A 23734-nucleotide genomic window follows, 5' to 3' on the forward strand; every position below is an offset into this window, starting at 1 on the left:
CCAATGGTTTGTTGCATCCCGGAAATGGGCCGTACCGCCATGCAGTCGTTGTGAAGCCACTTTTTTCGAATCGCTATAGGGCCGCGGTAATGGGTATCGCCGTGGCTGGAACGATTGGCGCCGTGATCGGGCCGCAAGCCTGGGCCGACGATGTCAGCGTGAATATCGACGGCATCGATGACCCGTTGGAAACCAACGTGCGTAAATCGCTGTCCGTGGCCGGCGAGCAAGACCAATCCTGGTCGGCCGACCATATCCGCCGGCTGTATCGGCTGGCGCCGAACGAAATCCGGCAGGCCCTGCAGCCCTACGGCTACTTCAATCCGGAAATCGACGACCGGCTGAAAAAGCCTTCGGGTGATTCCAAGACCTGGCAGGCGCGCTTCAAGATCAAACCCGGGCCCGCGGTCAAAATTACGCGCCTGCATATCGCGGTCGAAGGGCCGGGCGACCAGATCGACGCCGTTCAGCAGGCACTGAAATCGACCCAGCTCAAAAAAGGCCAGCGTCTGATTCAGTCCCGCTACTCGGATACCAAGAGTGCGCTGTACAACGCGGCCTATAATGCCGGCTATCTGGATGCCAAGTTCAGCAGCTCAGAGCTTCGGGTCAATCCGAAGACCAACACTGCCGAGATCGATCTGGTACTCGATACCGGCGAGCGCTACTACTTCGGGCCGGTCACCTTCCGGCAGGATTTGCTCCAGGACAAGTTCGTACAGCGTTTCGTGCCGTTTTCGCCCGGCCAGCCCTACAACGCCGAAAAGCTGATCGACTTACAGCTGGCGCTTTCGGATACGGACTACTACAGCAAGATCGAGATCGACGCCAAGCACAACAAGGCAGTGCGCGCGCCGGCGGTCGACGACTGGTTCTACGATCTCGTCTATCCGCCGGAGGATTTGTTGAAATCGGCCGGTCAGCTGCGGGTGCCGGTCACGGTCGATGCCGAACCGAGCAAGGGCCAGAGTTACAAGATATCCGCCGGCTACGGCACGGATACCGGCCCGCGTCTCGGCCTTGGCGTGAAGTTTCGCCATATCAATAAATATGGCCATCAGTTCCGCACCGATCTGCGCATCTCGCAGGTCCAGCGTACGCTGCAGTCGTCCTACGACATCCCGATCGAGGATGTCGCCCACGACAAGCTGAGTCTGACGGCATCGATCAGCAACACCGAGTACGGCGATATCACCTCGACCATGTACGGCGTTGGGGCGATCCGGGATACCGGCTGGTCGCTGGGCCGCCAGCGCGCCTATATCAAGCTCGAACAAGAATACTACGATCTCGGCGACGGCAATCAGCGCAGCACGCTGCTGTATCCGGGCTATAACATCACCCTGCAGAAGGCCGACGATCTGCTGTTCACCCACAAAGGGGTGAGTTTGTCGTTCGATGTACATGGCGGCAGCGACAAACTGTTGTCGACCACCAACTTTGTCCAGGCCGACTTCAACGGCCATCTGGTGGTGCCGGTGACCTCCGACGTCCGACTGGTCATGCGTTCCGAGATCGGGGCCATCGGCACCGACGACTTCCACGATGTGCCGCCTTCGCAGCGATTCTTTGCCGGCGGCGCCCGCAGCGTGCGTGGTTATTCCTACCAATCGATCAGCCCGACCAACAGCGACAACGAAGATATCGGCGGTCGCTATCTGGCGACCGGCAGCATCGAGGGCGACTGGTTCTTCTACAAGAAATTCGGCGTCGCTGCGTTTTTCGATGCCGGCGATGTCGCCAACAGCATCGGCAATCTCGACTTCAAGCGCGGTGTGGGTATCGGCTTCCGCTGGGGATCGCCGGTCGGCATGGTCCGGCTCGATGTCGCTCATCCGCTGGACGATCCGAACAGTAACTATAGTATTCACTTCAGCCTTGGGCCGGATCTGTGAGCGAATCGCCGTCGTCTGAACCGCATACGCACGCAGAACCACCCCAAAAGCCGTCCCGGCGCCGTCGTCGGTCGCGTCTATGGCGTGTTATCAAGTGGACGCTGTTGAGTCTTCTGATCCTACTGATCGTGTTGCTCGGTCTGATCAGCTGGGTGGCGGGCACGCGCACCGGGACCGAATTCGCCTGGCAGCAGGCGCGCGGCTTTCTGCCGGCCGGCATCCACGTCGACTCGCTCCAGGGGCGCTTGATCGGCCCGTTGCGGATCACCGGCGTGGACTACAACACCGATGCTATGAAAGCCCATGTCGGCTCGATCGATTTCGATATGGATTTCTCGGCGATCTGGCATCGCACCGTCCATATCCAGCATCTGGATGTGGATAACGTCGACTACGAGGTGACCAAGCTCACCGAACAGCCGCAGCCGAAAAACGAAGGCGGCTCGTTCTCGCTGCCCGATGCCATCAACCTGCCGGTCTCGGTCGTTGTCGATCGGGTCTCGGTAAGCCAGGTTTCGGCGATCACCGCGCCCCAGGCCGAGCCGTTCAAGGTAGATCGGCTGCAACTGACTGGCGCGCGGCTGGACGATGCACAGTGGCGGATCAAATCGCTGACCGGCCATGGCCCCATGTTCGACCTGGATGCCCGGGCCGACGTCACGCCGAACAGCGGTTACAACACCAATCTGCACGCCACGGCTAAATTGCGCCTGCCGGACTATGCGCCACTGGATGCGAAGGCCGATCTCACCGGCAGTCTGCAGGATCTGCATCTGGCTGCGAACGTCGCTGCGCCATATAACCTCAAACTCACCGGCAATGTCCGCAACGCGCTGAGCCAGCCGGCCGTGCAAGCCGAATTGCTAGCCGATGGTGTCCAGACCCAGGCGATCAGCCAGACGTTGCCCCAAATCGCAGCCAACGCCAAAATCAACGCCCGCGGACCGGTCGACGACCTGGGCGTACAGCTCGACGCCGATGTCGATAGCGCCGACTACGGCCAGGCCACGCTCAACGGCGGCCTGCACTACACGCCGCAGGCGATCGCCATCGACCAGCTCAAGATTGGGGTGCCGGCCACTAATGGCCAACTCATCGCCGATGGTCAGGTCGCATTAGCAGCCGGCAACGCTATGGATCTGAGCATCGACTGGTCGAATCTGGCCTGGCCGCTGTCGGACCAGCCCAGCTACAAATCGGCGCAGGGCCAGGTCAAGCTGACCGGCACCCTCGATGCCTATGATCTAGACACCGATCTCAACTGGCAGGTGGTGGGCCAGACCGCCGGCAAACTGGCGGCCAACGGCTCCGGCAGTCTCAAGGCCTTCGATCTGAAGTCGCTGGATATCTCCGGCGGCCCCGGTCATATCACCGGCCATGCCCAGACCCAGTGGTCGCCGAAGCTGGATGTCACAGCCCATCTGGAAGGCCGCGATATCAATCCCGGTGCAGTGGTCGCCGATGTGCCGGGCGATTTCGATCTCAATGCCGATGTGACTGCCCGCCAGGTTGGCCAGGCGATCCATGCCCAAATCGAGACGCTGACCGCCCATGGGAGTCTGCGCAATCAGCCGTTGGATCTGAACGCCAAGGCGCAGTATCTGGGCGATCACGTCAACGTCGATACGCTGCATCTGGTTTCAGGGGCCGCGACCGCGGATGTCCAGGGCCGATTCGGCTGGACGCCGGGGGCCCAACTGGATGGCCGTTGGTCGGTGCATTCCGACGATCTGTCGACGCTCATGCCGGGGCTGGCCGGGCGATTGGCCACCGACGGTCGGGTATCCGGTCGCTTCGAAGCACCCAGCATCAAAGCCGATCTGACCGCTCGCGGGATCGACGCGTTTGGCAACAAGGTCGATCGGGCCGATCTGAACGCGAATGTGGATTGGTCGGGGGCCACCCAGTCGGTGGTTGATCTAGCGGTCAACGGCATCGATGCCTCGGGCCAGCGTATTCGTAAGGTCACGCTCAACCTCGACGGCACCCCGGCATCCCACGATCTATCGCTGAATCTGGATAGCGACATGGCCCGTGCCGATCTGGCCATGTCCGGCTCACTCGACAAAAAGACCTACCGCGAGCAATTCACCCTGCAGCGGTTGACCGCGGCCTATCAAGATCTCGCCCCTTGGCGTTTGGCTGGAGCGGCCTCGGGGGCGGTCTCGGCCCAGGCCCAGTCGATCAAAGACGCCTGTCTGACCTCCGGCCCGAGCCGGCTGTGTATTACCGGCCGCCACGCCAGCGATGCCAGCCAGGCCCATATCGAGCTCTCGGACTTCAACTACGACTATGCCAAGTCCTATTTCCCGTCCGGCCTTGGGATCAGCGGCGCAGTATCGGGTCAGGTAGACGCCTCGATGCCAACCGGGGGCGCGCCGCAGGTCGACGCCGATCTGCAGACCACGGCCGGCCAGGTGTCGATGACCGATGCCCAGGGCAAGACGGTACAGGTGCTGGATATGCAGCCCGGCCGGATCCAGGCGCGTATGGCCAACAACGGCCTCGACGCGAACGTCAATCTGCCGTTGGCCGGTAGCGACGGTATCCGGGCCCAGGCTTCGGTCGCCCAGGGTAGCGGCAGCCTGCTCGAGCATAGTCTCGATGGGCAGCTGCACATTGGCTTGGCCTCAATGGATTTCCTGGCCAAGCTCTCGCCCGAAATCGATACCTTCGATGGCCGTTTCGCCGGCGATCTGCGTCTTGGCGGTACGCTGGCTAAACCACAGGTGCTCGGCAATATCGGCTTGGAAGCTTCCCGGATCGTGCTGGTAACCCCTGGTCTGACGCTGACTGGGGTGAATCTGTCAGCCGAGGGCCGAGGCGATACCATCGGCATCAATGCTACGGCCGAATCCGGTGGCGGCTCGCTCAAGGCCAACGGCGAGGTCGCGTTACAAGAAGCCGGCCAGGAAGTTGATCTGTCGATCACGGGCAATAAGTTCCAGATCGTGCATATTCCGGACGTGACCGCCTATGTCAGCCCGGATCTCAATGTGGCAGTCACGCCGTCGCGGGTCGATGTCACCGGCCAAGTGACCATTCCCGAGGCTTCGATCACGCCGCGCAACCTGCCCGAATCCGGGGTGACCACGGTCTCCTCCGATCAGGTGATCGTGACCGATGATGGCGCCGACCAAGAACAGACCGTCGCCCGGGCCGTGCATGCCGATGTGAAAGTGATCTTGGGCAAGAAAGTGCACGTCGAGGGCTTCGGTCTGAAAGCCGATCTCAATGGCGATCTGCGCGTAGTTCAGGACCCCGGCGACGTGCCGACCGGCGCTGGGGCGATCAACATCGTCAACGGCTCTTACCAAGCTTATGGCCAAAGCCTGGATATCCAGGAGGGCAAGATCCTGTTCGCCGGCGGGCCGGTCAGCGAGCCGGGGCTGGATATTCGGGCGGCCCGCTACCCGGCCGAGGACGTCACGGTTGGCGTTCGGGTCCGCGGCAGCCTCAACAAGCCACAGCTCAATCTGTTTTCGGATCCGACCATGAGCCAGTCCGAACAGCTGTCCTGGCTGCTGCTGGGACGGCCGCTGGATGCGACCAACGGCCAGCAGTCCAGCATGGTCGCTAGGGCTGCTCTAGCGTTGGGCTCGTCCCGCGGCAATAAGGTGCTACAGAGCATCGGCAACAAGCTCGGGCTGGACAACGTCGGCATCGGCTCCGGCGCTGGCAAGAGCAGTAGCGAAGCCGCATTGACGGTCGGCAAATATTTGTCGCCGAATCTGTATGTCGGCTACGGCCTGGGCCTGTTCGACCAGGTCTCGACCGTGACCATGCGCTATACCTTGTCGTCGCAGTGGACGCTGGAAACCCAGTCGAGCGGCAAAGCCACTGGCGGCGACATCATCTGGAGCTTTGATCGCTAGCCGTGGTCGATACGCGACAGTGGTCGACAGGCCGGCGCCCGGCCACTAATGCGGGGCCAGGCTGCAGCCATATCCACGACGCGGTGTCTGCCATTGGGCCGGCTGCGGCGCGAGGGCGGTCGATGTGTCGTTCGAGGCCGCGCTGGCTGCCGTTGTTGGACAACAAGGCATGGCAAACGCCGTATTGTGTTCCAGGGAGCGACGCCGCGGAACGGCCGCATGGCAACGCTTGTTGCTTAGAAATGAGGGGCGCCTGTGGAGCTTCTGCGAATCTGGAGGGCCGGCCCCGAGACAGCCTCTCGCATCTATGCAGAACATGACCAACGCCAACGCGGTGCCTACGAAATCGCAACGGCCCAGGCTCTAGCGGGCCGCAATGCGGTACTACTGTGTAGCGCGCGTAGTATAGGCTGAGCCCGTGGGCCGCCGGGCAGGGGTCTGTGCAAGACAGGCGAGCGGCCTCAGGTCCGGCCGTTGGGATCGGCCGGTTTCCGGATCGAAGGACAGCGCTCGCCCGTGCGTGGAGAGCGGCCGCCAGCGGTTATTCGTCGTTGTAGCGGGCCCGTCGGCGGCGCAGGTAATAGAACAGCCAGCCGCCCAGGGCCGCGATCACGACCACTGCCAAAAGAGCCTGCTCGACGTTCTGGATATGGCCCATCGCTTGGCCGATGGCATCGGCCAGATAGTAGGCCACGATCGTGACCGTGGTCGACCAGATCAGCGTACCGATGATGTCGTAGAATAGAAAACGCCACGGCGAAATACCCAGCGAGCCGAGGATGAACGGCGTCAGTGAGCGCATGGCATAGAGAAATCGGAAACCGATCATCACGATCGGCCCGTAGCGTTCCAGCAGGGCCTCGATTTGGGTGGCCCGAGCGTGCCAGTTCGGCCGCTTGGCCAGCGCCGGGCGGCCCATCTTGTGGCCGACATGAAACCAGATGTTGTCGCCCAGCACGGTGCCGAGCGTCGCCGACAGCCAAACATAGTATTCGGTAAGAATACCCTTGTTGGCGGCGAGCATGCCGAGGAGGATCGCCGCTTCGCCTTCGAAAAAGCAGCCGGCGGCAACCGCGAAATAACCGTATTCCGCGATCAGCTGCGACAGCGTGTGAATCATACGCGTATGCTCAGGCGCTCACGCAGCCAGCGTCCTATGGTTGCGATTTCGGGTAGACAGACCTGGTGGGCCATCGGGTATTCATGCCAGTCCACGGTATAGCCGGCGGCGGTCAGTTGCTCGCGGCTGGCTCGGCCGAGTTCGATCGGCACCACCGGATCCTGATCGCCATGGGCCATGAAGATCGCGACCTCGCGATTGGCCGCACTGGCTTGTGCGGCCAGGCTGTCGTGCAGCGGCAGATAAGTCGAAAGCCCCATGATACCGGCCAGCGACGCGGCCTGGCGTAACCCGGTGTGCAGGGCCACTGCGCCGCCCTGTGAAAAACCGGCCAGCACGATCTGCGATGCCGGGATGCCGGCTGCGATTTCGCGCTCGATCAGGGCGTCGATCTCGGCCGCGCTGGCCCGAATGCCGTCGCTATCTTGTTTGTCCGCGATATCGGCGCCGGTGATGTCGTACCAGGCCGGCATCTGCATGCCGCCGTTGATCGTAACCGGCTGCTGCGGGGCATTGGGAAACACGAAGCGAACACCGTGACGCTCGCCGAGCCCCAATTCCGGGATGATCGGCACGAAATCGTTGCCGTCCGCGCCCAATCCATGCAGCCAGATAATACAGGCATGGGGTTCGGTCGGCGGTTGGATCTCAACGCAATCGAGCATGGCGATCATTTTCAACGGATATCGATGGCGAAGTCTGGACAGCACATGAACGACATGCAACAACAGCTGTGCGACATCGTTATTCAGGCCCCCTGCGACGGTGCCATGAGTTGCGATAATATCAATCGCCTCGCGACCATAGACGAACGCCTCAGAGCCGATTGGAGCCTATATGAAGTCTCGCGCCGCTATTGCCTGGGAAGCAGGCCAGCCGTTGTCCGTCGAAGAAATCGATGTGGCCGGCCCGAAAGCCGGCGAGGCGCTGGTGCGCATCGTTGCCACCGGCGTCTGCCATACCGATGCCTTTACCCTGTCGGGCGCCGATCCCGAAGGTTTCTTTCCCCGCATCCTCGGCCACGAGGGCGGCGGTATCGTCGAGGAAGTCGGCGAGGGCGTGACCTCGCTCAAGCCGGGCGATCATGTAATCCCGCTGTATACCGCCGAATGCGGTGAGTGCAAATTCTGTCGCTCGGGCAAGACCAACCTCTGTAGTGCCGTGCGCGAGACCCAGGGCCAGGGCCTGATGCCCGATGGCACCACCCGTTTTTCCAAGAACGGGCAGGATCTGTACCACTACATGGGCACCTCGACGTTCTCTGAATATACCGTCGTGCCCGAAGTTTCTTTGGCCAAGATCAGCCCCGAGGCCCCGCTCGACAAGGTCTGTCTGCTGGGCTGCGGTATCACCACCGGTATTGGGGCGGTTTACAACACCGCCAAGGTGGAGCCGGGTTCGACGGTGGCCGTGTTCGGTCTCGGCGCGATCGGTCTGTCGGTGATCCAGGGCGCCAAGATGGTCGGCGCCGAGCGCATCATCGCCATCGATCTGAACCCGAACAAATTCGAGTTCGCCGGCCAGATGGGCGCGACCGATTTCGTCAATCCGGCCGACTACGACGATCCGATCCAGCAGGTCATCATCGACATGACCGACGGCGGCGTCGATTACTCCTTCGAGTGCATCGGCAATACCAATGTCATGCGCTCGGCGCTCGAGTGCTGCCATAAAGGCTGGGGCGAATCGACCATCATCGGTGTCGCCGGGGCCGGCGAGACCATCGAAACCCGCCCGTTCCAGTTGGTGACCGGCCGTGTTTGGCGCGGTTCCGCTTTTGGTGGCGTCAAGGGCCGCACCGAGCTGCCGGACTACGTCGGCCGCTACATGTCGGGCGATATCAACATCGACGATTTCGTGACCCACGATCTGCCCTTCGAACAGATCAACGAAGCCTTCGATCTGTTGCATGAAGGCAAGGCGATCCGTTCGGTGCTGCACTTCTAGCACAGGCCCGAGGCCCTGGCTCGTTCAACGGGCCAGGGCCATCGAGAGCGATCGAACCCGACTCGAGGAGACGAGCGTGAACCTGATCGACGAACATAAATCATTCGGCGGCTGGCAGCGGCGCTATACCCATGCCTCCAAGACCTGTCGCTGCAGCATGACTTTCGCGGTCTATCTGCCGCCGGCAGCCGAAACCGAGCGCGTACCGGTGGTCTACTGGCTGTCCGGGCTGACCTGTACCGACGAGAACTTCGTCAACAAGGCCGGGGCCCAGCGCGTGGCCGCCGAGCTCGGCATCGCGATCGTAGCGCCGGACACCAGCCCGCGCGGCGAGGACGTGGCCGACGAAGACGTCTACGATCTCGGCCAAGGCGCCGGTTTCTACGTCAATGCCACCGAAGCGCCGTGGGCCTCGCATTATCAGATGTACGACTACGTCGTACGCGAGTTGCCCGACGTCTTAGCAGCGCATTTCAACGACCAGTTGGATCTGTCCACCGAGGCGATCGCCGGCCATTCGATGGGCGGCCATGGGGCGTTGGTCATCGGCCTGCGCAACCCGGACCGCTTTGCGGCGATTTCGGCTTTTTCAGCGATCTGCAATCCGGTCGACGTGCCCTGGGGCGAGAAAGCGTTTTCCACCTATCTGGGCGAGGATCGCAAGACCTGGGCGGCCTACGATGCCAGCCGCATCCTGGCTGAGGCCGAGCATCCAGCCTCGCTGCCGCCGATGCGGCTCGAACAGGGCCTGGCCGATGGTTTCCTCGAAGAACAGCTCGAGCCCGAGGCGCTAGAGGCGGCGGCCGACACGGCTGGGGCTGTGCTCGAGGTGCAGCGCCGCGAAGGTTACGACCACAGCTATTTCTTCATCGCGACCTTCATCGAGGATCACCTGCGCTTTCTGGCCCGCCATATGGGAGTCTAAGCGATGCGCACCGGCGGTAGACCGCCGGTGCGCTCCGGATGCGGTCCGCGGGTCGCATCACAGGCGATCAGCCTCTAAACTGGCCGCCGTCGCCCGGATTCCCGAGTACCGCGCATGAAGCCGACCGCTCCGGCCCTGCTTGTGTTGATCGCTATCGCCTGCGCTGGCCTGGCCGGCTGTGGCCAGAAAGGCGATCTCTACCTGCCGGGTCATAACCCCAATCCGCCGCAGCCGCTGGTTCAGCAGGTTGGGCCTTCCGACGATGCCGGCAGCGACCGTCCGGATCAAAATCCAGCCGAGGACCGTAACGATAACCGGTCGTCGCCCGCCGACTAGCCGCCATGGATCATTTCGAGTATCACAGCGGTCTGCTGCACGCGGAAGGCGTTTCCCTGGTGGATATCGCCCAGCGTTTCGGCACGCCCACCTATGTCTACAGCGCGGCCACGCTGACCCGGCATTACCGTGTGTTCGACCAGGCACTGGCCGGTAGCGATCACGATATCTGCTTCGCGGTAAAGGCCAACGGCAATATCGGCGTGCTGGGGCTGCTGGCCGATCTCGGCAGCGGCTTTGATATCGTCTCGGTCGGCGAGCTCGAACGGGTGATCACCGCAGGCGGCGACCCGGCTAAGGTGGTGTTTTCCGGCGTTGGCAAGCGCCGCGACGAGATCCGACGCGCGCTGGAAGTCGGCATTGCCTGTTTCAACGTCGAATCCGAGGCCGAACTCGAGCGTATCGATGCAGTCGCGCAGGATATGGGCTGCAGCGCGCCGGTGTCGCTGCGGGTCAATCCCGACGTGGATGCCGGCACCCATCCGTATATCTCGACCGGACTCAAGGAAAACAAGTTCGGTATCGCCATCGAACGCGCCGAAGCCCTGTATGCCCGGGCCGCCGAGATGGCCGGGGTGAATCCGGTGGGCGTGGACTGCCATATCGGTTCGCAGCTGACCACGCTGTCGCCGTTTCGCGATGCCGTGACCCGTATTCTGGCCCTGGTCGATCGTCTGGCCGAGCACGGCATCGCACTCGAACACATCGATGTGGGCGGCGGCCTGGGCGTGCGTTATCGCGATGAGAACCCGCCGTCACCGGCCGAATATGCCGATGCCGTAGCCGAACTGATCAGCGGCCGCGATCTCAAGCTGATCTTCGAGCCCGGCCGGGTGTTGGCTGCCAATGCCGGTGTGTTGATCACCCGCGTAGAGTTGCTCAAGCCCGGCGCGGCGGCGGACGACAAGCATTTTGCGGTAGTCGATGCGGCCATGAACGATCTGATTCGGCCGGCGCTGTACGACGGCTGGCACCGCATCGTGCCGGTCGCCGAACAGGCCGCCGCTTCTAGCCAGAAGCGGCGCTGGGATGTGGTCGGCCCGATCTGCGAAACTGGCGATTTCCTAGGCCTGGGCCGCGAGTTGTCGCTGGCGCCGGACGACCTGTTGGCCGTACGTAGCGCCGGGGCCTATGGCTTTACCATGGCCTCCAACTACAACGCGCGGCCGCGCCCGGCCGAGGTCATCGTGGTCGACGATACGGTCCACGAAGTGCGGGCCCGTGAAAGCGTGGCTGATCTCATGCGCGGCGAACGGCGCCTGCCGTTTTCCTGAGCCGTTATTGCTTTTTTCGGAAGCGTATTACTAAGACATTTTGTCCGCAGATCGACGCGGACTCATGCAAATTGCAATAAAAGTTCGAGGCGCGTCGGCGATGCGTTCGTTGTGCTATTGGCGCTTCATGTCGACATGCGAATGATCGATTACGCGTAGTTTTTGATCGGGGTCGACGGCGCTGGAACTCGTGGCGTCCTAACGCCGCAACAATGCATCACTCGATCGTCATCTGCGTGAATCCGCGTCGATCTGCGGATAGGTCTTAAGAAGATTAGCGGCCCTGTCGGTCTTGGTCTTCGCACCAAACCTGCAGGCAAGCCTCGCAAAGCGAAGCCCGCAAATGGACCCGAAAGCGTCGCGCTCTTAAAGTGTCGGTCGCACTCTTTCGTATCGTGCTCCGCACGCGCATCGTCATGTCCGAATCCAATGTCCATGGCCCGCTGATCCTGATCGACGGTTCGTCCTGGCTTTATCGTGCCTATCACGTGCTGCCGCCGCTGACCAACGGCGATGGCCAGCCGACCGGGGCGATCTACGGCATGACCAACATGCTGCGCAAATTCCTGCGCGAGTACGATTCGGATCGCATCGTGGTGGTTTTCGACCCGCGCGGCCCAACGTTTCGCAACGAGTTGTTCGCCGACTACAAGGCCAATCGGCCACCGGTGCCCGAGGAGCTGTCCGATCAGTTCGAAGGCATCCAGCACGTGATTCGGGCGATGGGCCTGCCGATCGTGCAGCTGCCGGGGGTCGAGGCCGATGATGTGATCGGCACGCTGGCCACCCGCGAGCCCGGGCAGGTGCTGATCGTGACCGGCGACAAGGATATGGCCCAGCTGGTCAACGACCGCGTGGTGCTGCTCGATACCATGCAGGACAAACGCACCGATGTGGCGCGGGTGCACGATAAATTCGGCGTCGGGCCCGAGTTGATCACCGATTATCTGGCCCTGGTCGGCGACAGTTCCGACAACATCCCTGGCGTGCCCAAGGTCGGTCCCAAGACCGCGACCAAGTGGCTTCTGCAGTACGGCGATCTATCTGGCGTGATCGACAATGCCGAAGCCATCGGTGGCAAGGTCGCCGATAATCTGCGGGCCAAGCTCGAGGATCTGCCGTTGTATCAGGATCTGGCCACCATCCGTACCGAGCTGGATCTATCGGGGATCGACGCCGAATTGCTTCGTAGCGCTCCCGATCACGACGCTCTGGTGGCATTGTTCCAGCGCTACGAGTTCAGCAAGTTTTTGGAAGAGCTGGACAGTACAGCCGCCAGCGCGGCCAGTGATGCTCCGGATGCGCCGGCCGAGACCCACTACCATACAGTGCTCGACGCGCAGGCCTTGGACGCCATGATGGCTAAGCTCGAGGCCGCCGAGCTGATCTGCGTAGATACCGAAACCGATGCCCTGTCGGCCATGCAGTCGAACCTGGTCGGACTGTCGTTCGCGGTCGAGGCCGGCGAAGCCTGGTATGTGCCGGTCGGCCACAACTATCTCGGTGCCCCCGACCAGCTGCCGATGGCCACTGTGCTCGATCGCCTGCGTGGCGTGCTGGCCGATCCGGCGATCGCCAAGCTCGGCCAGCACATCAAATACGATCTCAACGTGCTCGCTCGTTACGACGTGGCCATCGCCGGTACCCAGCACGACACCATGCTCGAATCCTATGTGCTGGATTCCACGGCCACTCGGCACGACATGGACTCTTTGGCCCAGAAATACCTCGAACGCAGTACCACCAAGTTCGAGGAAGTCGCGGGCAAGGGCGCCAAACAGGTAGGTTTCAACCAGGTCGCCCTCGACGTCGCCACGCCCTATGCCGCCGAGGACGCCGATATTACCCTCCAGCTGCATCAGCTGCTGTACGCCCGGCTGGCCGAGATCGGCCGCCTGCGCGAGTTGTACGAGACGGTTGAGATCCCGCTGATGCCGGTGCTGGCCCGGGTCGAGGCCCACGGCGTGCTGGTCGACGATCAACTGCTGGGGCGGGTGTCGGCCGAGATGGCCACGCGTATGAAGGAGATCGAGGCCCAGGCCTACGAGGCCGCCGGCGGCGAGTTCAATCTCGGTTCGCCGGCCCAGTTGAAAGAGATCCTGTTCGATCGTCTGGAGCTGCCGGTCATCCGCAAGACCCCCAAGGGCGCGCCATCGACCGCCGAGGACGTGCTGCGCGAACTGGCCGACAAACATGCGCTGCCGGCCCATATCGTGGCCTGGCGCGAGCTGTCCAAGCTGCGCTCGACCTATGCCGACAAGCTGCCGACGCTGATCAATCCGGCCACCGGGCGTATCCATACCAGCTACCACCAGGCGGTGGCGGCCACCGGCCGGCTGTCGTCCTCGGATCCGAACCTGCAAAACATCCCGATCCGGACTGAATCCGGGCGGCGGATTCGCGAGGCCTTCATCGCGCCGCCCGGCTACAAGATCCTGGCAGTGGATTATTCCCAGATTGAACTACGGATCATGGCCCATCTGTCGGGCGATCCGGGCCTGCTGGCAGCCTTCAACGAACAGCGCGATATCCATGCTGCGACTGCCAGCGAAGTCTTCGATACCCCGCTGGATACGGTCACCGCCGATCAGCGGCGCGCGGCCAAGGCGATCAATTTCGGGCTGATGTATGGCATGTCGGCCTATGGCCTGGCCAAGCAGCTGGAGCTGTCACGCGCGGATGCCGGTGCCTATATCGACAAGTTCTTCGAACGCTTTGCCGGGGTACGCCGCTATATGGACCAGACCCGGGCGGCCGCGAAATCCGATGGCTATGTCGAGACCCTGTTCGGCCGCCGGCTCTATCTGCCCGAGATCAATGCCCGCAACGGTGCTCGGCGCCAGGGTGCCGAACGCGCCGCGATCAATGCGCCACTCCAGGGCACGGCCGCAGACCTGATCAAGAAAGCGATGATCGACGTCGATGCTTGGCTGCGTGACAGCGGCGAAGATGCCCGCATGATCATGCAGGTCCACGACGAACTGGTCTTTGAAGTACCGGCGGCCGAAGCCGAGCGATTGGCGGATACGATCGCCATGCGCATGCGCTGCGTCGCCGAACTGGATGTACCGCTGCTTGCCGAAGCCGGCATTGCCGATAATTGGCAGCAGGCGCATTAAGGGACTGGCTGTCTCACATGAGTCCGCGCCTACGGTAGGACGGCAAGATCAAAACGTCGCGTAGTCGTTCGGCGCGAGACGGCCCGTACTGGATTGCGGCATAACGGCCTTTGGCCTTTCGGGCTGGGCCGTCCATGCATCATGAGCCATGGGCGGTCTGCGGCGTTGTGAGTCTGGGCCGTCGCAGGCCACGATGCGGCGCCCGCGTCGTACGGGCGCCAGCACGCAGCGCGTGTACGCAGCATCAGCACAGCGCTTGGGCGCATTCACCCAGCGGCTGTTGCGCGACAAGCCAAGCACATTGTCGAGTAGGGCGTCGTCGTCCCGAACCGATCCGTGGCAACGCCTTGATTGGACACCACAGCGCCTGAGCCGAAGGGTGGCTGGCCCGTATCATCGATCAGAGCCGAGCCACAGTAGGGCCAGGCCGCCATGATTCGTTCGCGGAGACGATTTCTAGGCGGGCGGGGGCACGGGACCTCAAGCAGCCCTAGCAGCAAGCAATCCGCTATCGGTACTGGTCGGGCTGTGGAACCAGCCTAAGTCCAGGGCAGCCTGGACTTAATCGCGGACCAGGTCGCCGATGCGTCGCTTTATAGGCGGCCCGGTTGTAACCACCTTGGGGTCTTTGCGCTGTCTTTGGGATCTTGACCGCGGCCGACCCGGACTGCTGCGGGATCGTCGCTGCAGCTCGCGTGCTCGCCATGCGCCGTTCTAGCCACTGCTGCTAAAAAATTTAAGCATTTTTTTTATTCAAAAACAGTCGCTTGAGATGTTCGGGAAATTTTTCGAAAGAAAATGGGAACTCGTTTGGACACGGCGAGTCTGACTTTATGCAAGCAACAGTGTTGTTTGCCCGCTTTTCTCCCTGAGCGGTAACCCCCAATCCGGTTTCCCCCCTTAAAAACCGGAATGATTGCCCCGACGGTACTCCCCCTGCCGTCGGGGCTTCTTTTTTTGTACTGCCAGAACGTTACGGCCGGTCGAAAAAATTTTTCGAAATGCTTGAAACTTTTTTTCGGACCCCAAGTCTTAGTCATTGTAAGCAACGCGCTTACCCGCTTTTCTCCCTGAGCGGTTATATCCGGTTCCCCCCAAGACCGGATCGGGCTCCGACGGTTCCCCCGCCGTCGGGGCCCTTTTTATTGGCTGCCTTATAGGCAGCTGCCTTGGTTCGGCTCTCGTTTCGCCGTTGCAAAAAATTTTTTCGCAAACGCGGAACTTCGATCCAAGCAAGGCGTCTGACTCCATGTAGGCATCGTGCCTACCCGCTTGTCTCCCTGAGCGGTAGTGTCCGGTTCCCCCCAAGACCGGACTTGACCCCGGCGGCGTTCCCCCGCGCCGCCGGGGCCCTTCTATATTCCCCTGACCGGTCGAGTTCTGTTATCGCACAAGCTCAGCCAGGCGTCGAGACGCCATTTCGGTTTTGCCGACAAGTGGTTGCTCTAGGTCGATGAACGCAGCGACAGGCATGGTCGGCACGGCGCCCTGGGCCGCTATTCGGTATCGGCCGGTATCAGTGCCCCGATCGCTCGCCGGGCCTCGTCTACGCCGGTCCGTTTGGACGCCGAGAACAGCTGCACGCTGGCGCCTTCGACGGTGCGGCGAACCTGGCGCAGCGTGTTGTGTTGTTCATTGCGCGATAGCTTGTCGGCTTTGGTGAGCATCAAATGAAAGGCCAGGCCGTAGGCACCGCCCCATTCGATCAGCTGTAGATCGAACTCCAGCAGCGGACGCCGTGCATCCATGATCAGCACGATACCGGTCAGCGTGTCGCGTTCGGCCAGATAGCCTTCGATCAACTTGGCCCACTCGGCCTTGACTGCCGGCGGCACCTTGGCGAAGCCGTAACCGGGCAGGTCGGCAAAGCGAAATCGCCCGTTGTCGAAGAAATTGATCGCCTGGGTCCGCCCCGGTGTTTTACTGGTCCGGGCCAGATTGGTCTGTTCGCATAGGGCGTTGAGTGCACTCGACTTGCCGGCGTTGGAGCGGCCCGCAAAGGCGACCTCGGCGCAGTCGGCGGCTGGCATAGCCTTAAAGTTCGGGGCCGACAACAGAAAACGCATGGTTCGGAAGTCGCGGGGCGTCAGTTCGGGCATCGGTTCGGCCGGGCTGGTATGTTGTGCGGCGCTGGCAATTGTACGCGCCCCGCAAGGTAGAACCATGTATCAACGACTGATCGGCTATGCAGCCGTGATGCTTTTCGGTTTGACGATCACGGCCTCGGTCCAGGCTCAGAGCCTGGTCTCGCGCTATGTCGCCGGTCAGGATTACCACCAGGCCAGCCAGCCTGGCCCAGCTCGCACCGATGGCGAAATCCGCGTGGCCGAGTTTTTTCTCTACAGCTGCCCGCACTGTTACCACTTCGAACATGAGCTCAACGGCTGGCGCGAGCAACACCCCAACGTGGCTTTTTCACGGGTGCCGGTGCTATTCAGCCAGAGCAGCCAGCCCTATGCGCGGCTGTACTACACCGAAGTACAGCTCGGCGTGGCCGACCGGCTGCACGACGCGATCTTCGATGCTATCCATCAGCAGGGCCGGCCCCTGGTTACCGAGGCGGCCATGCGTCAGTTCATGGTCGCCCATGGCGTGGAGGGCGAGCGCTTCGAAGCCGCTTATGAAAGCCAGGCGGTCAAAGCCAAGGTGCAAAAGGTCGTTGCACGCATGCAGCGGTATCAGGTCACGGCCGTACCCAGCATCAGCGTGGCCGGGCGCTACTGGGTCAGCGGGCGTAGCGCCGGCAGCAATGAACGCATGCTCAAGATCGTCGACTATCTGATCGAGCAGGCTCGCAGCGACGCTGATTCGCCCCAGGACCCCGATTAACCCGCGAGTCGGCTGACGGCGTGGCATGATGCGCGACGCCGTTTGTATCATAGCCGCGTGCCCGCCGGATCGTCGTCGTTCGAGAGGGTCCGGCCGTCCCAGCCGAAAGGCCCACGGAGATCATCATGCTTATTCCCGTACTACTCGCCGGTGGTACCGGCACCCGGCTTTGGCCGGCCTCTCGCCAGAGCCGGCCCAAGCAGTTTCTGCCGTTGACGGGCGGCGATAAGAGTCTGTTGTCGCAGACGCTTGATCGGCTCAGGGCCTTGGACGACATGGGCGATGCCCTGGCCATCGGCAGTGAAGCACACCGTTTTGTGATCGCCGAACAAATGCACGCTGCCGGGCATAAGGGCCGCATCATCCTCGAGCCGGCGCCGCGCAATACCGCGGCCGCGGTGGCCGCAGCCGCCCTGGAAGCCCGCGCGCAGTACGGCAACGATGTCGAGCTTCTGGTGCTGCCGACCGACCATGCTGTGGCCGATGCCCAGGCGTTCGTCGACACAGTAGCCTGTGCCCGGGCCGCGACCGGCGAGGGCCGGCTGGCACTGTTCGGGGTCAAGCCGGATCGGCCAGAGACCGGCTACGGTTATATCCGCATCGGCGCCAGGGTGACCGACGGTGTTCATGCTGTGGATGCTTTTGTGGAAAAACCCGACGCCGAGACGGCCGCCGAGTTCCTGACGGCTGGCGGCCATTACTGGAACAGCGGCATGTTCCTGTTCGGTGCCAACGACTATCTCGATCTGCTGGCCGAGCATGCCCGCGATATTTTCGATGGCGTCGTGGCGGCCTACGAACGGGCGACCACCGATATCGACTTTCTGCGCCTGGATGCACCAAGCTTCGAAGCGGTGCGCGCCGACTCCATCGACTATGCGGTCATGGAAAAAACCGATCGCGCGGTCATGGCCGAACTCGACGCCGCCTGGTCGGATCTGGGCAGCTGGAGCGCGGTGGCCAAGGCCCACGGCGTGGATCCCCGCGGCAACAGCACCATCGGCGATGTCTGGCTCGAGGATGCCGACGACTGCGTGGTCCGTAGCGAAGGCCGGTTGGTCGCCGCGCTTGGTACCCGTGATCAGATCATTGTGGAAACGGCGGACGCCGTGCTGGTGGCCGATCGCTCGCGCGAGCAGGACATCAAGAAACTGGTCAACAATCTGGATGCGGCCGGCCGCAGCGAGGCAACCGCCCATCGCAAGGCCTACCGGCCCTGGGGTTCCTACCAGCAGATCGCGGCCGGGCCGCGTTTTCAGGTCAAGCATATCCGGGTCACGCCGGGCGGGCGGCTGTCGCTGCAGTCGCATCACCACCGCGCCGAGCACTGGATCGTGGTGCGCGGTACCGCCAAGGTCACCTGCGACGAGCGTGAAATGCTGCTGACCGAAAACCAGTCGACCTATATCCCGCTGGGCGCCGTTCATCGACTGGAAAACCCGGGCAAGGTAGAACTGGACCTGATCGAAGTCCAGTCGGGCAGTTATCTCGGCGAAGACGATATCGTGCGCTACGACGACGTCTACGGCCGGCCCGAGTTGGAAGAACACGACACCGGCGCCGCTCCGGGCACGTCCGCCTGAGCCGCCACGACATTACAGGGAGCATCGCCGATGGGTCAGTACTATCCGTTTTTCAAAGCCTATGACGTTCGGGCCCGGGTGCCGGACGAGCTGGATGCCGATATGGCCCGCCGTATCGGCCGAGCCTTCGCTGCCGAACTCGGCGCTAAGACGGTCGTAGTCGGCCGCGATATGCGCCTATCCAGCCCGGAGCTGGCCGATGCCGTCATCGACGGCCTGACGACGGCCGGCGCCGACGTGCTCGATATCGGCCTCTGCGGCACCGAAGAAGTCTACTACGGTGTCTTCTCGCAAGACGCAGACGGCGGCATTATGGTCACCGCCAGCCATAATCCCAAGGATTACAACGGCTTAAAGTTTGTGCGCGAACAGGCCAAGCCGATCTCGGCGGATACCGGCCTAGCCGACATCGAGCGCCGGGTGCACGACGACGATGTCACCCCGGCCGAGCAACCGGGTGCGCGTCGGCCGCTAGACCAGCGCGATGACTACGTCGCTTTCTTGCTCGCCCAGATCAAGCCGGAAAACTTCAAGCCGCTCAAGATCGTGGCCAATCCGGGCAATGGCTGTGCTGGCCTGGTTGTGGATAAGCTTGCTGGCGAGCTGCCCTTTGACATCGTACGCATGCAGTTCGAGCCGGACGGCGAATTGCCTAATGGCATCCCCAATCCACTGCTTGTGGAAAACCGCGATGCAACCTCGCAGGCCGTGCGCGAGGCCGGGGCCGATTTCGGCGTCGCCTGGGATGGCGATTTCGATCGCTGCTTCTTCTTCGACGAGAACGGCGAATTCATCGAGGGCTATTACATCGTCGGCCTGATCGCCCAGATGCTGCTGGCCATGAACCCGGGCGAAGCGATCGTCCACGATCCGCGTCTGATCTGGAACACCCTGGCCCAGGTCGAAGAAGCCGGCGGCCGCGCGGTCGAATCCAAATCCGGGCATTCGTTCATGAAGCAGGTCATGCGCGAAAACGATGCGCTCTACGGCGGTGAAATGAGCGCCCATCATTATTTCCGTGAATTCTCCTATGCCGACAACGGCCAGCTGCCGTGGCTGGTGCTCGCCCAGCTGATCTCGGAAGCCGGCAAACCCTTGTCGACCCTGGTCGAAGAACGTATCGCGGCCTATCCAGCCTCCGGCGAGATCAACCGCAAGGTCGAGGATGCCGATGCGGTCATGGCGGATATGGAAAGCCACTATGCAGCTTCGGCGAACAGCGTCGAGCATGTCGACGGCCTGTCGATGGATTTCGGCGAATGGCGCTTCAACCTGCGCAAGTCCAACACCGAGCCAGTGATTCGGCTGAACGTCGAAACCCGCGGCGACAAGTCGTTGATGCAGCAAAAGACCGACGAGCTGCTCGAACGTATTGGCGGCACGCCCTGACTCGCCATGCGTGATCGGCAAGGCCTGGGACTGCGTGTTGAGGCTGGTCGGCTATGGCTGATCGACCAGACCGCGCTGCCCCAGGCCGAGCGCTGGCAGGCGATCGATACGCTCGAGGCCATGGTCGAGGCGATCCGTGCCCTGCGGGTGCGTGGGGCGCCGATGATCGCAATCGCCGCGGCCCTGTTGGTCGCAGTTCGGGTCGAGGCAGGCGATGAGCGGCCCAGCCTGCTCGAGGCGATCGATCGCCTGGTCGCCTCGCGGCCTACGGCAGTGAATCTCGCGCATGCGATGAACACGCTGCGTGGCGCGTTGGCAGCGCCAGACTGGCGCGAAGCCGTAGTCGCAGCCGCGGATGACCTGGCCGATCGCGATGTGGCTCTATGTGAGGCCATCGGCGATCACGGCGCGGCCCTGATCGGTTCCGGCGAGCGGATTCTGACCCACTGCAATACCGGCGCCCTGGCTACGGCGGGCATCGGCACCGCAGCTGGCGTGCTCCGGCGTGCCCATGAGCAGGGCAAGAACATATCGGTCTGGGTCGACGAAACCCGGCCGTTGCTTCAGGGCGGCCGGCTGACAGCCTGGGAGCTGGGCGCATTGGGCGTGCCGTATACGTTGATCACCGACAATATGGCCGCTGCCTTCATGGCCCGTGGCCAGGTTGATCGCGTGATTGTCGGCGCCGATCGGATTGCGGCCAATGGCGATGTCGCCAACAAGATCGGTACCTACGGGCTGGCGGTGGCGGCCCACTACCACGGCATTCCGTTGGCCGTGGCGGCCCCCTATACCACTATCGATCTGGCCTGTGCGTCGGGCACGGCGATCGAAATCGAGCAGCGCGCTGCCGAAGAAGTCCGCGGCGTGGCCGGGGCAGCCGGCAATCTATGCTGGGCGCCGAGCGATGCGCCGGTCGCCAATCCGGCCTTCGACGTCACTCCGGCAGCGTTGATCACGCACTGGATTCTCGATGCCGGCGTATTCGACCGCGACGCGATCGCAGCCGGCGCGCTCAAGGCTGCGATCCGGTCGGCCGAGGCTAAACCCTAGAGCAGTTCGATCTCGCCGAAGTGTTCGACCGTGGCATGGCCTTCGTGTTCTTCGGCTTTGTCCTGGGTCTCCTGATCGCGTGCGATCCAGCAGGTCTGTAGGCCGGCCTGCTTGGCGGCATCCAGCTCGCTGCCGTTGTCGGAGACGAACAACAGCGCGCCGGGCGCTTCGCCGAGCGTCTGCGCGATCGCGGTATAGCTGGCGGCTTTTTTCTTCGACCCCATACGGCTATCGAAAAACGCCGAAAACAGATCGGCTAGGTCGCCATGGTCGCTATAGGCGAACAACAGTTGCTGGGCATCGGAGGGCGCGTTGGAAAACGTGAACAGGCTGCGATGATCGTCGACCCAGGCCTGGAGTGTAGCCACCGCGTCTTCATAGACATGGCCGGTCAGATCGAAGGCGCGATAGGCATCCCGCCACAGTAGATAGCACAGCGCGGCCACCGGGCCGGAGTCGCGCTCGGCCAGCCCGAATTCGGCCAGTTCGATCAGCCGGGGCACATCGACTTCCGGTTCGCCGGCGGCCTGGGCCAAGGCTTCCAACGCTTCGGCGACGTCCGGACGCTCGGCATTGGCCTCGATCCAGGGGGCCAGCCGGGCTTCGGCATAGGGAATCAGCACATCCCGGGTGAATGCCGGGTCGCTGACCGTACCTTCGATATCGACGATAATCGCGACGACTTCCGGCGAGAGTTCTTCGAGCCGCACGCTAGGCTCCGGGGTGTGGATAACCTGCGCATGCTATCCCGAGCCGCAGCTTTGTCCAAGCGCCTTGGCGCGGTCGTATTCAGGCGCCGGCACTATCGCGGGCCAAGACGCGTTCGTGCCAGGCGGCCAACTGCGGCCGGGCGTCGCCGATGCGCAGATCGACTACCCGCGCGAAATCCACGGCGACCAACGCCGTAATATCGGCGACCGAGTACTCGGCCCCGGCGATATAGGTCTGTTCGCCCAGATGTCGATCTAAAAAGTCGAACATCTGGCCGGCCGCGACTGCCCGATCCCGGCCGTAGTCCGGAAACACCGCTTCCCGATCGGCGAAGTGGCCGGTGAGGTGACGAAACGCCATGGCCACCGGCAGCAGTAGGTGGAATTCCATCCGCCGGTTCCACATATCGATGAAGGCCTGCTCTTCGGGCGCGCGACCGAGCAGGGCGGGCTCTGGATAAAGGGCCTCGAAATAGCGACAGATCGCCATCGATTCGGACAAATGCCGGCCGTCATCGAGTTCCAGTACCGGCACCCCGCCCATCGGGTTCATGGCCCGAAAATCGTCGCTCAGATTGTCGCCGGCGGCCAGATCGAGTTCGATCGTCTCCAGGGTGGCCAGGTCGATGCTTTTTTCGGCCAAAAAGATACGCAGTCGCCGCGGGTTGGGGGCACGATGGGTTTCGTAGAGTTTCATCCGGTAGCTCCCGATATCGATCGTCGCATCCGATCATGACAGAAGCGATGCGACAGAGAGAGCAGGTTGGCGTATGCTGGATTTTGTGACAAGAGTTCGTTTCAGATATGAGCGATCGATATACCATGCCACCGCGCATCGCGATTACTGGCGCCGGCAGCGGTCTGGGCCGCGCCTTGGCACTGCGTTATGCGCGGGCCGGCTGGCGCGTTGCCGTGACCGATATCCAGGCCGAACGTGCCCGGCGCGTGGCCAAAGAAACCGAAACGGCCGGGGCCGCGGCGAGTTTTGACCAAAGCCTGGATGTGCGCGCCGAGGCAGATTTCGAGGCGTTGATCGCCCGGCTGCAGCAGGATTGGGGCGGGCTCGATGTATTCATCAACAATGCCGGCGTTGCCGCCGCCGGCACGGCCGCCGAAACCCCGGAAAAAGATTGGCAGTGGATTACCGAGATCAACCTGTTGGGCGTGGCCCGAGGCTGTCGGATCGCGCTGCCAGCGCTGCGTGAGTCCGGCGGGCACGTGGTCAACATCGCTTCGTTCGCAGCCATTGCCAATGCACCGGGCATGGTGGCCTACAACGTCACCAAGGCCGGCGTGCTGGCGTTGTCCGAGACGCTGCGCGCCGAAGAGATCGATCATGGCGTCGGTGTCAGCGTGGCCTGTCCGGCTTTTTTTACCACCAATTTGTTGGAATCGTTTCGCAGCCCACGACCGGGCCGCGAGGCGGTCGTCGAAAAACTCATGGCGCAGTCCGGGGTGAGCGCCGAAGATGTGGCCGAACAGGTCTTCGACGCAGTGGCCGACAAGCGTTTTCTGGTCCTGACCCATCGTGATACGCGTTGGCAGTATCGACTCAAGCGGCTGCAGCCGGAATGGTTCTTCCGAGCCATGTGCCGGTTCACGCGCTCGTTACGGGCCGCGCCCTGAGTCTGTGATCGAACATACCCATAAGCCCGGCGGCGTCATGCCACGGCCGCAGG

17 protein-coding genes are annotated in these 23734 nt (G+C 62.6%); 12 read left to right on the forward strand and 5 right to left on the reverse strand.

Features of this window, described 5'->3' with window-relative positions; translation table 11 throughout:
- Positions 1-101: 101 nt before the first annotated feature.
- Both V5738_RS00070 and V5738_RS00075 read left to right on the forward strand, forming a co-directional pair.
- Positions 102-1895, forward strand: a complete 1794-nt coding sequence (locus V5738_RS00070; protein ID WP_423822350.1) for an autotransporter assembly complex protein TamA — start codon at positions 102-104, stop codon at positions 1893-1895.
- Between the two features lie 104 nt (positions 1896-1999).
- Positions 2000-5770 carry a translocation/assembly module TamB domain-containing protein gene (locus V5738_RS00075; RefSeq protein ID WP_423822351.1) on the forward strand — a complete coding sequence of 1257 codons (3771 nt, stop codon included), beginning with the start codon at positions 2000-2002 and terminating at the stop codon, positions 5768-5770.
- 541 nt (positions 5771-6311) lie between these two features.
- On the opposite strand, the gene V5738_RS00080 is transcribed toward V5738_RS00075, so the two are convergent.
- Positions 6312-6890, reverse strand: coding sequence for a DedA family protein (locus V5738_RS00080; RefSeq protein WP_423822352.1), 579 nt, complete (start codon positions 6888-6890; stop codon positions 6312-6314).
- Complete coding sequence (locus V5738_RS00085) at positions 6887-7555, reverse strand: alpha/beta hydrolase (protein WP_423822353.1); 669 nt, start codon at positions 7553-7555, stop codon at positions 6887-6889. The genes V5738_RS00080 and V5738_RS00085 overlap by 4 nt, the downstream gene beginning before the upstream one ends.
- A 172-nt stretch (positions 7556-7727) precedes the next feature.
- Here V5738_RS00085 and V5738_RS00090 point away from each other — a divergent pair, with 172 nt between their 5' ends.
- From V5738_RS00090 to polA, 5 genes are all read left to right on the forward strand, one after another.
- Positions 7728-8837 (forward strand): S-(hydroxymethyl)glutathione dehydrogenase/class III alcohol dehydrogenase, encoded by a 1110-nt coding sequence (locus tag V5738_RS00090; RefSeq protein ID WP_423822354.1) that lies wholly within the window; start codon positions 7728-7730, stop codon positions 8835-8837.
- A gap of 76 nt (positions 8838-8913) precedes the next feature.
- Complete coding sequence (gene fghA, locus V5738_RS00095; protein WP_423822355.1) at positions 8914-9762, forward strand: S-formylglutathione hydrolase; 849 nt, start codon at positions 8914-8916, stop codon at positions 9760-9762.
- 114 nt (positions 9763-9876) lie between these two features.
- The gene (lptM, locus tag V5738_RS00100; RefSeq protein WP_423822356.1) at positions 9877-10098 is read left to right on the forward strand and encodes an LPS translocon maturation chaperone LptM; all 222 of its coding nucleotides are present in this window, start codon (positions 9877-9879) and stop codon (positions 10096-10098) included.
- Positions 10099-10103: 5 nt separating this feature from the next.
- The gene (lysA, locus tag V5738_RS00105; RefSeq protein ID WP_423822357.1) at positions 10104-11372 is read left to right on the forward strand and encodes a diaminopimelate decarboxylase; all 1269 of its coding nucleotides are present in this window, start codon (positions 10104-10106) and stop codon (positions 11370-11372) included.
- A 416-nt stretch (positions 11373-11788) separates the two neighbouring features.
- A complete protein-coding gene (gene polA / locus V5738_RS00110; RefSeq protein ID WP_423822358.1) occupies positions 11789-14491 on the forward strand; it encodes a DNA polymerase I in 2703 nt (900 codons plus the stop codon).
- A 1496-nt stretch (positions 14492-15987) separates the two neighbouring features.
- On the opposite strand, the gene yihA is transcribed toward polA, so the two are convergent.
- The gene (gene yihA, locus V5738_RS00115) at positions 15988-16590 is read right to left on the reverse strand and encodes a ribosome biogenesis GTP-binding protein YihA/YsxC (RefSeq protein ID WP_423822359.1); all 603 of its coding nucleotides are present in this window, start codon (positions 16588-16590) and stop codon (positions 15988-15990) included.
- A gap of 64 nt (positions 16591-16654) precedes the next feature.
- Between yihA and V5738_RS00120 the strand changes: the two genes are divergently transcribed.
- The 4 genes from V5738_RS00120 to mtnA all read left to right on the forward strand — a co-directional run bounded on the left by V5738_RS00120 (position 16655) and on the right by mtnA (position 21345).
- Positions 16655-17320, forward strand: coding sequence for a thiol:disulfide interchange protein DsbA/DsbL (locus V5738_RS00120; RefSeq protein ID WP_423822360.1), 666 nt, complete (start codon positions 16655-16657; stop codon positions 17318-17320).
- Positions 17321-17445: 125 nt separating this feature from the next.
- Positions 17446-18903, forward strand: a complete 1458-nt coding sequence (locus V5738_RS00125; protein ID WP_423822361.1) for a mannose-1-phosphate guanylyltransferase/mannose-6-phosphate isomerase — start codon at positions 17446-17448, stop codon at positions 18901-18903.
- Between the two features lie 30 nt (positions 18904-18933).
- Complete coding sequence (locus V5738_RS00130; protein ID WP_423822362.1) at positions 18934-20292, forward strand: phosphomannomutase; 1359 nt, start codon at positions 18934-18936, stop codon at positions 20290-20292.
- 6 nt (positions 20293-20298) lie between these two features.
- Complete coding sequence (gene mtnA / locus V5738_RS00135; RefSeq protein WP_423822363.1) at positions 20299-21345, forward strand: S-methyl-5-thioribose-1-phosphate isomerase; 1047 nt, start codon at positions 20299-20301, stop codon at positions 21343-21345.
- Here mtnA and mtnC read toward each other — a convergent pair.
- The gene (mtnC, locus tag V5738_RS00140) at positions 21342-22055 is read right to left on the reverse strand and encodes an acireductone synthase (RefSeq protein WP_423822364.1); all 714 of its coding nucleotides are present in this window, start codon (positions 22053-22055) and stop codon (positions 21342-21344) included. The genes mtnA and mtnC overlap by 4 nt on opposite strands.
- 79 nt (positions 22056-22134) lie before the next feature.
- Positions 22135-22752, reverse strand: coding sequence for a glutathione S-transferase family protein (locus V5738_RS00145; protein ID WP_423822365.1), 618 nt, complete (start codon positions 22750-22752; stop codon positions 22135-22137).
- Positions 22753-22859: 107 nt separating this feature from the next.
- On the opposite strand from V5738_RS00145, the gene V5738_RS00150 reads away from it, so the two are divergent.
- The gene (locus tag V5738_RS00150) at positions 22860-23681 is read left to right on the forward strand and encodes an SDR family oxidoreductase (RefSeq protein ID WP_423822366.1); all 822 of its coding nucleotides are present in this window, start codon (positions 22860-22862) and stop codon (positions 23679-23681) included.
- Positions 23682-23734 lie beyond the last annotated feature (53 nt).

Source organism: Salinisphaera sp. SPP-AMP-43, assembly GCF_049568105.1.
In the GTDB taxonomy this organism is placed as follows: domain Bacteria; phylum Pseudomonadota; class Gammaproteobacteria; order Nevskiales; family Salinisphaeraceae; genus Salinisphaera.